This window comes from Paraburkholderia sp. GAS82, from assembly GCF_050436285.1.
In the GTDB taxonomy this organism is placed as follows: Bacteria; Pseudomonadota; Gammaproteobacteria; order Burkholderiales; family Burkholderiaceae; genus Paraburkholderia; species Paraburkholderia phenazinium_B.
In genome coordinates, this window is sequence record NZ_JBNDLX010000002.1 from 204,605 (window position 1) to 216,439 (window position 11,835).

Here is an 11,835-nt window from a genome sequence, read left to right on the forward strand (position 1 = left end):
CGTGAATTGTTAACGGTACCGGCCGCAGAAATCCGTTTCGTGTAAAACCCGCTGGGCGCTCACCCGATTTACACGCCGGCCGCGGACCAGAAAACCTGCGGCACCGACGCGCTCCCTGAGTACTCGCACTTCCCTCCGTTTTCGCGGCAGCTATAGCCGCTGGCACAGCGTTTGCTGCAGACTTTACATTTATCTGGTCCAGAACCGCGCGACTGGCGCATGCGCGTGCGTAGTGTTCGTTACTGCCCGGCGGGCAAGCGATCTTTGCACTACATTGACCAGTACGCACGTTGAATTCACGCAGCGTGCGGCCTCCGGCTCTGGAAGCCCCAAACAGCGGTGTAATCGCATCCCGATGCATCTACATCGCGGCAGGACGAATCTGGAAACGACCGATGGAACCTTCACCAAGGTATGCGCCGCGGATCTATTTTCTCCACTCTCTCCTCGTCGGGCCGCTCGACGCGTGGCCAGCGCAATTTGCGCACGCCGCCGAGCTAGGCTTCGACCATGTGCTGATCGGCGCGCTGTTCCAGCCCGGACGGGCGGGACACGCGCAGATTGTCAGCGATCACCGTAAGCTGCACCCTGTCTTCGGCACGCAGCAGGACGCGCCCGAAGCGCTACGCGGCCTTACCGCCGCGGCGGGCCAGCACGGCCTGAAAGTGCTGACGGACGTCGTGATCGATCGCTTCGCGGCAGACAGCGCCCTCTTCTCCGAGCACCCCGACTGGTTTCATCCGTTCGAATCGGAAGAGGCACGACTCGATCCGCGCCACGCGCATCGCGAGGACAACGTCGCCTATGTGAACTTCGGCAACGAGGGCAGCACCGCCGCCCTTCTCGCCTGGTGGACTCGCGAACTGATCGGGCTCGCCGAAGCGGGCGTCGCCGGTTTTCGTTTCGATTCGCCGCACCGCGTGCCGATCGCGTTTTGGCGCCAGCTTGGTGCAGCCGTGCGGGAGCAGTATCCGGAGATCCGCTTTCTTGCGGCCACACCGGGTCTCGCACGCGGCGATCTGCAACCTCTCGACGACGCGGGCTTCGACAGCGTGTTCTCGTCAGTGCGCTGGTGGGACTTCCGCTCCAGCTGGATGACCGACGAGCATGCCGCGCTGATTCGCATCGGCGCACCGATCGCGTTTCCGGAAGCGCCGTATGGCACTCGCCTCGCCGCCGATCTCGACGACGTACACGATGCCGCGATGCTCGAGCGCGCCTACCGCCGCGCGCTGTTCACCGCCGCGTCGACCGGCACTGGCTGGCTGCTGCCGATGGGCTTCGAATACGGCGTCGCGACACCGATGTCGTACACACGTGCCAATGCCGCGCAATACGGCGAGCAGTGCAAGACGGCGCGCTTCGACCTGTCAGGGCCGGTCAAGCACATCAACGAAGTGTTAAGTGCGTCCGAGCCGCTGCAGAGCGTCGGCGAACTGCGCGCGCTGAGTGGTCCGAGCGCGCCCGCGGCAGTGCTGTTGCGCGGCGATCGGCTTGATTTGCGCGACAGTCAGCAGGCGATCCTGATCGTCATCAACCCGGACTTGGGCACGCCGTTGCGGGTCGATCCCGCGCGTTTCCTCGCCGGGGTGCCTGGCAACTTCACGCGCTTCGTACCGCTCGATGCCGCCGCGAACGCCAAACCCGCGACGCTGAGCCCCTTTACGCTCGGACCCGGCGCCTGCCGCCTGTTTGGCGCGCAAGCCGAAAAGCCGGTGCGGCTCGCCCCGCCCATCGACAAGGCGGGCAGCAAACGCAGCGGCCGCAAATCGGTGCTGGAAGCCATCTCTGCCCCACGCGTGGCGATCGAAAGCGTGACGCCGTCGGTCGACAATGGACGCTTCGTCGTTAAACGCAATGTAGGCGAGCGGGTCGAGGTGAAAGCTGCGATCTTCGCGGAAGGGCACGACAAGATCGCCGCCGCCGTGATGTGGCGCGCCGCCGACGAAACCGCCTGGCACGAAACGCCGATGTTCCCCGCACCACCCGCCGGCAACGACCTGTGGCACGCGCGCATCCCGCTCGAACGAGTGGGCCGTCATGAATTCACGGCGCTTGCATGGCGCGACGACTTCGCCTCGCTGGTCGAGCACGTGCAGAAGAAGCTGAAGGCCGGGCAAACGGTGGAGCTAGAAATCGCCGAAGCGGGCCATCTGTTCGCGCTGGTGCTGGCCGAAGTGGAAACGGTGGAAGGCGCGGTAACTGAACCGCTCGAACATATCGTCAAGGTCTTCACCAAAGCCGACGCGGACACCAAGCTCGCCCTGCTGCTCGCCCCCACCACGGCCAAAGCAATGGCTGCGGCTCGTCATCGGCCGTTCCAGACACGCGATCCGGTCACGTACCGCATCGATGCCGAACGGACCGCCGCGCGCTTCGCAAGCTGGTACGAGATCTTCCCGCGCTCGATGAGCGACGACGAAACACGGCACGGTACCTTCGCGGATGTCACGAAGAAACTGCCGCGCATCCGCGACATGGGTTTCGACGTGCTGTACTTCCCGCCGATCCACCCGATCGGCGTCGCGAATCGCAAAGGCCGCAACAACACGCTAACCGCGCAACCGGGCGACGTCGGCAGCCCCTACGCGATCGGCGGAGCGGAAGGCGGCCACAGCGCCGTCCATCCAGAATTGGGCACGCTCGAAGATTTCAAGCAGATGCTGGCTGCCGCACACGAGCATGGTCTCGAGATCGCGCTCGACTTCGCGATCCAGTGCTCGCCGGATCACCCGTGGCTGAAGGAGCATCCCACCTGGTTCGCGTGGCGCCCCGACGGCACGCTGAGGTACGCCGAGAACCCGCCAAAGAAGTACCAGGACATCGTCAACCCGGACTTCTATGCGCACGACGCCAAGCCCGACCTGTGGCTCGCATTGCGCGACGTCATCCTGTTCTGGATCGAAGCGGGCGTGCATATCTTCCGCGTCGACAATCCCCATACGAAACCGCTGCCGTTCTGGGAATGGATGATTAACGACGTGCGGGCGCGCTATCCCGACACGATCTTCTTCGCAGAAGCCTTCACGCGGCCGCGCATGATGTATCGCCTCGGCAAGATCGGCTACTCCATGTCGTACACGTATTTCACGTGGCGCGAATCGAAGCGCGAGTTCACCGATTACCTGACCGAACTCACGCAGACCAACGTCCGCGATTACTACCGGCCGAACTTCTTCGTCAACACGCCGGACATCAACCCGCGGCATCTGCAGTCCTCGGGACGCGCGGGCTTCGTGATGCGCGCCGCACTGGCCGCGACGCTTTCGGGCCTGTGGGGCGTGTACAGCGGATTCGAGCTTTGCGAAGCAGCGGCGCTGCCCAACAGCGAGGAATACCTCGACTCCGAAAAGTATCAACTGCGCGCGTGGGACTGGGACCGTCCCGGCAACATCGTCGGCGAGATCACTGCCCTGAACCGGATTCGCCGCGCCAACCCCGCGCTGCAATCGCATCTGGGCATCACGTTCCTACCGGCGCACAATGACCATATCCTGTTCTTCGAGAAAGCCACCGAGGCGCGCGACAACGTGATCGTCGTCGCCATCAATCTCGATCCGTTCAACGAACAGGGCGCGGATGTCGAGCTTTCATGGGACACCTTTGCGCATTGGCATTTGCACGATCACGCGGCGCTCGAAGTCGTGGACCAGATGACCGGTGCCCGCTCCGAGTGGTACGGCCGCTGGCAGCATGTACAGCTGAACCCGAGCGTCATGCCGTTCGCGATCTGGCGCATTGCGCCAGCCGGCGGCCTGCCACCCGAGCCCCCCAGCGCAGACGACGATAGCGGCAGCCATGCAGACGCTGGCGCCCAACCCCCGACCGAAGGTGCCTAATGAAACGTGACGACCCGACCGAGAGCACGTCGCAAGCCCTCACCGCAGAAGCTGCAGTTACAGGCACGGGCAGCCGCGCGGCGAAACCGAAGCCAGGCCGCCGCGGCAAGGTTTCGACGCTTAGCGACGATCCGCTCTGGTACAAAGACGCGATCATCTATCAGGTGCACATCAAGTCGTTCTTCGATGCGAATAACGACGGCGTGGGAGATTTCCCCGGACTGATCGCCAAGCTCGACTACATTGCCGAACTCGGCGTGAACGCGATCTGGCTGCTGCCGTTCTATCCATCGCCGCGCCGCGACGATGGCTACGACATTGCCGACTATCGCAACGTCCATCCGGATTACGGCCAGCTTTCCGATGTGAAGCACTTCATTCAGGAAGCGCATGCCCGCGGCATTCGTGTGATCACCGAACTGGTCATCAACCACACGTCTGACCAGCACCCGTGGTTCCAGCGCGCCCGTCTTGCGAAGCCCGGATCGAATCATCGCAACTTCTACGTCTGGTCCGATACCGATGAGAAATACACCGGCACGCGGATTATCTTCATCGATAGCGAGCCGTCGAACTGGACCCACGATCCCGTGGCCGGGGCGTACTACTGGCATCGGTTCTATTCGCACCAGCCCGACCTGAATTTCGACAATCCGGCCGTGCTGAAAGAAGTGCTGCAGGTCATGCGCTTCTGGCTCGACATGGGCATCGACGGGCTGCGTCTCGATGCAGTGCCTTATCTGGTGGAGCGCGAAGGCACCAACAACGAGAACCTGCCGGAAACGCACGCAATCCTGAAGAAGATTCGCGCCACCATCGACGCGGAGTATCCGAACCGCATGCTGCTCGCCGAAGCGAACCAGTGGCCGGAGGATGTGAAGGAGTATTTCGGCGACGAAGACGAATGCCATATGGCATTCCACTTCCCGCTGATGCCGCGCATCTACATGTCGATTGCCAGCGAAGACCGCTTCCCGATCACCGACATCATGCGGCAAACGCCGGATCTCGCCGAGACAAACCAGTGGGCCATTTTCCTGCGCAATCACGATGAACTGACGCTCGAAATGGTCACGGATTCGGAACGCGACTATCTGTGGAACACCTATGCGAGCGACCGCCGCGCGCGACTGAACCTCGGCATCCGGCGCCGTCTTGCGCCGCTGATGGAACGCGACCGTCGCCGCATCGAGCTGATCAACTCGCTGTTACTGTCGATGCCCGGCACGCCCGTGATCTATTACGGCGACGAACTCGGCATGGGCGACAACATCCACCTCGGCGACCGCGACGGCGTGCGTACGCCGATGCAATGGTCATCGGACCGTAACGGCGGCTTCTCGCGCGCCGATCCGGAGCAACTGGTGCTGCCGCCGGTGATGGGTTCGCTGTACGGCTTCGATGCGGTCAACGTCGAAGCGCAGAGTCGCGATCCGCACTCGCTGCTGAACTGGACGCGCCGCATGCTCGCCACGCGCCGCGCCAAGCAGACCTTCGGGCGCGGCACGATCCGCTTCCTGAAGCCGGCCAATCGCAAGATTCTCGCGTATCTACGCGAATTGCCGGGCGAGCCGACCATTCTGTGCGTCGCGAATCTGTCGCGTGCACCGCAGGCGGTCGAACTCGATCTCTCCGAATTCGCGGGCTCCGTGCCGATAGAGATGACCGCGGACTCCGTATTCCCGGCGATTGGTCAGCTCACCTATCTGCTGACCTTTCCGCCCTACGGCTTTCTGTGGTTCCTCATCTGTCCGGGAACCCAGCGTCCGACGTGGGCACAACCGCACTCGGAGCCGTTGCCCGAGTTCGTGACGATTGTGATTCGCGAAGGCCAGGCTGGCCCGACGCCGGAGAACGTCCGGCTGCTCGAATCGGAAGTGTTGCCTTCGTGGTTAAGCCGGCGCCGCTGGTTTGCGTCCAAGGATGAGCCGTTGCACGCCGTACGCCTTGCGGCACTGACGACAATCCCGAACGGCGGCTTCGCCTTCACCGAGATCGAAGCAGACGTTGGCGATCACACCGAACGCTATGTGTTGCCGATTGCGATTACATGGGGCGGCGAAACCACCACGCCTCTGTTCATGCAACTGGCACTGGCGCGCGTGCGCCGCGGCCGCAACGTCGGCCACCTGACGGATGCGTTCGCACTGCCGATCTTCGCCCACAACGTTCTGCGCAAGCTGCGTGAACGCGCGGTCGTGCCGACGGTGCAGAAAAGCGAAATCTGCTTCATCCCGACCGATCGCTTCGACGCACTCGATCTGGGCGACCGCCCCGAGATTCGCTGGCTGGCAGCCGAGCAAAGCAACAGCTCGCTGATCATCGAGGACGCCGTGGTCCTGAAGCTGGTACGGCGCCTCGTGAGCGGCATCCACCCTGAAGCGGAAATCAGCCGCCATCTGACGAAGATCGGCTACGCGAACACCGCGCCGCTGTATGGCGAAGTGGTGCGTATCGATCCCGCCGGTGTGCCGCACACGCTGTGCATCCTGCAAGGCTTTATCGACAACCAGGGCGATGCGTGGAACTGGGCGCTCGATTATCTGCGCCGCACGATCGACGATCTCGCGCTCGCCGTCGATGCCGACGACGCTGTCCCCGATCCGGAAAAGGAAGCGCAGGCTATCGAAGGCTACCGGGCTATGGCCGGCATCATCGGCAGACGCCTCGGTGAGTTGCATGTCGCGCTCGCCGCGCCGTCGGACGATCCAGCGTTCGCACCGGAGCCGGCCACACCCGAGCAGATTCGCGCGTGGACCGAAGGCACGCAAAGCATGCTCTCCACGGCGCTCGACCTGCTCTCGCATCGCATCGATCAGTTGACCGACGATACGAAAGAGCTCGCGCAGAGCCTGCTCGATCGTCGTGGAGCCCTCACCGAAGCAGTGGCGAAGCTCGTACCTGCGGATGCGGGCGCCTTGCGCACACGGATTCACGGCGACTTCCACCTCGGGCAAGTGCTGGTCGCCCAAGGCGATGCGTATCTGATCGACTTCGAAGGCGAGCCGGCGCGCACGCTTGACGAACGTCGTCAGAAGTCGAGTCCGATGCGCGATGTCGCCGGTCTGCTGCGCTCGTTTTCGTATGCAAGCGCAGCGGCGCAATCCACTACGGAAAGCGCTCCGCAACAGACCGCAGACCGCAAGCGCGCGCTGTTCGACCGTTTCCGCGTCTACGCTGCCGAGAGCTTCCTCGGCGAATACCGTGCAGCGATTGCCGCTGCCGCACAACCGCTAGTCGCGCCCGCGTCGGAACAGGGTCTGCTCGATCTCTTCCTGATCGAAAAGGCCGCTTACGAAATCCGCTACGAGGCCGCCAATCGTCCGACGTGGCTCGGCTTGCCGGTGCGTGGTCTAGCCGCGCTCGCGAGCCGGATGCTCGGCGATACGGGTACTCCCCACGATACATCGACGCCAGGCTCCTCTGGCGCCACACCGCCTAACCCGGCTGAGGGCGATTATGAGTGAATACGATCCGACCGCCGACCTGCAACCGCTCGATCTCGACGCACTAGTCGAAGCGCGGCACCCTGATCCCTTTTCGCAACTGGGCCTGCATCAGAGCGACGCGGGACCCGTGGTACGCGCACTCTTGCCGAATGCCGCGCATGTCACGGTCATTTCACGCGCCGACGGCTCGACACTCGGCGAGTTGCAGAAGATTCATCACAACGGACTGTTCGTCGGCCGCGTCAGTGCAGCCGTTCCGTACCGGTTGCGCATCGACTGGCACGGACCGGTGCAGGAAATCGAGGATACCTATTCGTTTGGGCCGATCCTCGGGGATGAACCGCTGCACCGCCTGGCCAACGGCGACCCGTATGCGGTGCTCGAGTGCCTCGGCTCGCGTCCGATGGAAATTGACGGCGTGCCCGGCGTGCGCTTTGCGGTGTGGGCGCCTAACGCACGGCGCGTCTCGGTGGTCGGCGACTTCAACTCGTGGGACGGCCGACGCCATCCGATGCGCCTGCGTCATCAGGCCGGCGTGTGGGAGCTGTTCGTCCCGCGTGTCGGTGCCGGCACGCGCTACAAATACGAACTGCTTTCGCGCGACGGCCATCCGTTGCCGCTGAAAGCCGACCCCTGCGCAATGCAGACCGAGAAGCCGCCGGCGACGGCATCAGTAGTCGCGCACGTCGATGAGATCGAGCAGTTTCCGTGGACCGACGCCGCATGGATTCAATCACGTGGCGCCAATCAGACGCCACGCTCGCCGATCTCGATCTACGAGGTGCACGCCGAGTCATGGTTGCGAATCGCCGAAGACGGCCACCGTGGCCTCGACTGGAGCGAACTCGCAGACCGGCTGATTCCGTACGCCCAGGGCATGGGGTTCACGCACATCGAATTCATGCCGATTGCCGAGCATCCGTTTGGCGGCTCATGGGGCTATCAACCGTTGGGGCAGTTCGCGCCGTCGGCGCGCTTCGGGAAACCCGAACAGTTTGCGCAGTTCGTCAATCGCGCACACGAAGTCGGGCTCGGCGTGATCCTCGACTGGGTGCCGGCGCACTTTCCGAACGACGCGCACGGCCTCATCAATTTCGACGGCACGCCGCTCTACGAACACGCTGATCCGCGCGAGGGCTATCACCAGGACTGGAACACGATGATCTACAACCTCGGCCGCAACGAGGTGAGCGCGTTCCTGGTGGCCTCGGGGCTGGCGTGGCTCAAGCGTTATCACGTGGACGCCTTGCGCGTGGATGCCGTTGCCTCGATGCTTTATCGCGACTACTCGCGCGCCGCTGGCGAATGGGTGCCGAATATCTATGGCGGCAGAGAGAATCTCGAATCCATCGCGTTTCTCAAACGGCTCAATCATGAAGTCGGCTATGTGCCGGGCGTACCTGGCGCGATCACGATCGCCGAAGAATCCACGGCGTGGCCGGGTGTCACCGCGCGCGTCGAAGACGGCGGCCTGGGCTTCGAATTCAAGTGGAACATGGGCTGGATGCATGACACGCTGAACTACATGCACGAGGACCCGGTGTACCGCCGTTACCACCACCACAACATGACGTTCGGGATGGTGTACGCGTATTCAGAGTGCTTCGTGTTGCCGCTCTCGCACGACGAAGTGGTACACGGCAAAGGCTCGCTGCTCGGCAAGATGCCGGGCGACCGCTGGCAACGCTTCGCCAACCTGCGTGCGTATTTCGGCTTTATGTGGACCCATCCCGGCAAGAAGCTGCTCTTCATGGGCGGTGAGTTCGGTCAGATGGCGGAGTTCGATCACGACGGCTCGCCGCATTGGCATCTGCTCGACGATCCGCTCCACCACGGCGCGCAAAAACTGGTGCGCGACCTGAACCACCTGTACTGCGACGAGCCGGCCCTGTACACGCTCGATTGTGAACCCGGCGGCTTCGAATGGCTGATCGGCGACGATAGCGACAACAGCGTGTTCGCTTATCGACGCGTCGATGGCGCGGGCCGCGAACTGGTGGTGGTCTGCAACTTCACCCCGGTGCCGCGTCTGGGCTATCGCCTCGGCATGCCGCTCGCCGGACGCTGGAGCGAAGTGCTCAACACCGACGCCAGCGTGTATGGTGGCTCGAATGTCGGCAATGCCGGGCTGATCTATACCGAGGAGATCTCGAGCCACGGCAAGCCGCAATCGGCCTCGCTGATTTTGCCGCCGCTCTCGACGATCGTACTGCGCGCGGATAATTAGGCCACTGACTCAAGCCAACCGGACTGAGGCGGCTAAGACAAAGAACGGGTGGGCGCCCCGCAAGACACGACCAATCAGAACAAGGACGGGAACCATGTCGCATGTATTACCCGACCGGCTGTTGCCGGGCTCGCCCTATCCACTAGGGGCGAGCTGGGACGGCCTCGGTGTCAACTTCGCGGTGTTTTCGGCCAATGCCCAGCAGATCGAGCTGTGCCTGTTCGATCCGACCGGCCGCAAGGAAATCAGGCGCTTTACGCTGCCCGAGTGCACGGACGAGGTCTGGCACGGCTATCTGCCGAACGCGCATCCCGGCACCGCCTACGGCTTTCGCGCGCACGGCCCCTATCAGCCGCAGAACGGACACCGTTTCAATCCGCACAAGCTGCTGCTCGACCCCTACGCGCGCAAGCTGGTCGGACAGTTCCGCTGGTCCGATGCGCTGTTCAGTTACCGCGTGCATTCGAACCGGCTCGATCTTTCGATCGACCGGCGCGACTCGGCGCCGGGCATGCCGAAGTGCGTGGTCATCGACGAAGCGTTCGACTGGTCGCACGACGCACGGCCGAACGTGCCGTGGGGCGAGACCGTCATCTACGAAACGCATGTGCGTGGTGCCTCGATGCTGCGGCCCGATCTGCGCACGCATGAGCGCGGCACATTTGCGGCACTGTCCTCGCCGGAATTCATCGACCATCTGCAAAAGCTCGGTGTAACTGCGGTCGAACTGCTGCCCGTGCATGCGTTCCTGAACGACCGCTTTCTGGTGGAGCGCGGGCTGCGCAACTACTGGGGTTACAACACCGCGTCGTTTTTTGCACCGGAGCCGTCGTATCTGAGCACGCACCGGCTCGACGAAATGCGCATTGCCGTGCGGCAGTTGCATGCCGCGGGCATCGAAGTGATCCTCGATGTGGTCTACAACCACACCTGCGAAGGCGGCGAGATGGGCCCGACGGTCTCGTGGCGCGGGCTCGACAACGCCAGCTACTACCGCCTCGTGCCCGGCGACGAGCGTCACCATATCAACGATACCGGTTGCGGCAACACGCTGAACCTGCCGCATCCGCGCGTTCTGCAGATGGTGATGGATTCGCTGCGCTACTGGTCGACAAAATTCAACATCGACGGCTTCCGCTTCGATCTCGGCGTGACGTTAGGCCGCGAGCACTCGGGCTTCGATCCCGGCTCGGGCTTTTTCGACGCACTGCGCCAGGATCCGATCCTGTCGCAACGCAAGCTGATTTCCGAGCCGTGGGACATCGGCCCCGGCGGCTATCAGCTCGGCAATCATCCGCCGGGCTTCGCCGAATGGAACGACCGCTTCCGCGATACCGTGCGCCGTTTCTGGCGCGGCGACGCAGGGCTGCGGCCCGATCTTGCGGCGCGCCTCACAGGCTCCGCGGATCTGTTTAACCGCCGCTTCAGAAAGCCGTGGGCGTCGGTAAATTTCGTCGCATCGCACGATGGCTTTACGCTCGCCGACATGACTGCGTACGAGCAAAAGCATAACGAAGCCAACAACGAAAATAACAACGACGGGCATAACGAGAACTGCAGTTCCAACTGGGGCGTGGAAGGTCCGACGGAAGATCCCGCGATTCTGGAAACTCGCGCGCGCGTGGCGCGCTCGCTAGTGGCGACGCTGTTCATGGCGCTCGGCACGCCGATGCTACTGGCCGGCGACGAAGCCTGCCGCACGCAGAACGGCAACAACAATGCCTACTGCCAGGACAACGAATTATCATGGATCGACTGGGAGCGCGCGGGCTCGGAAGAAGGTCGCAGGATGACCGAGTTTGTGGCTCGCGTGATTGGCTTGCGCAAGCAACATCCGCTGCTGCGCGAGACGCGTTTTCTGTTCGGCGACCGCGAAGTGCTGCCCGGCCTCTACGACATTGGCTGGTTCGACGAGCGCGGTGATCCCTTGACCATCGAAGCCTGGCAAGACCCTGAAGGACGCGCGCTGACGTTGCGCCGCGCCGGTCCCGGAATCAATGGCGAAACCGAAGTATTGTTGATGATGCTCAATGCGTCGGGCGACACGTTGCGTTTTTCGCCGCCCCCGCCGCACCTGGAATGGCGCATGCTGCTAGATACCGCGAACCCCGATTCGCCAACTCATCCGCTGGCCATGCCGGAGGTCGAAGTGGCGGCACACGGCCTCGTCATCCTGGCCGCGCAAGCGGTAGGAGATGCGGATTGGCAGGCCGGCTGGAAAGCGGGTCCGCAACACGGTCAGCGGCTATTGACGGCGTTGCCGCCTGATCCGGGCACGCAGTCGCCCACCGACGGCGAATCGCACACGTAATGTCGTGCG

General features: G+C 63.3%; 4 protein-coding genes. All 4 read left to right on the plus strand.

Features of this window, described 5'->3' with window-relative positions; all coding sequences use genetic code 11:
* Positions 1-395 precede the first annotated feature (395 nt).
* Complete coding sequence (locus P3T17_RS07310) at positions 396-3,839, plus strand: maltotransferase domain-containing protein (RefSeq protein ID WP_429405748.1); 3,444 nt, start codon at positions 396-398, stop codon at positions 3,837-3,839.
* Entirely contained in the window at positions 3,839-7,306 is a 3,468-nt protein-coding gene (treS, locus tag P3T17_RS07315; protein WP_429405750.1) for a maltose alpha-D-glucosyltransferase, read from the plus strand. The genes P3T17_RS07310 and treS overlap by 1 nt, the downstream gene beginning before the upstream one ends.
* Entirely contained in the window at positions 7,299-9,515 is a 2,217-nt protein-coding gene (gene glgB, locus P3T17_RS07320) for a 1,4-alpha-glucan branching protein GlgB (RefSeq protein ID WP_429405752.1), read from the plus strand. Before treS ends, glgB begins: the two co-directional genes overlap by 8 nt.
* A 94-nt stretch (positions 9,516-9,609) precedes the next feature.
* Positions 9,610-11,826 carry a glycogen debranching protein GlgX gene (glgX, locus tag P3T17_RS07325; protein WP_074266587.1) on the plus strand — a complete coding sequence of 739 codons (2,217 nt, stop codon included), beginning with the start codon at positions 9,610-9,612 and terminating at the stop codon, positions 11,824-11,826.
* Positions 11,827-11,835 lie beyond the last annotated feature (9 nt).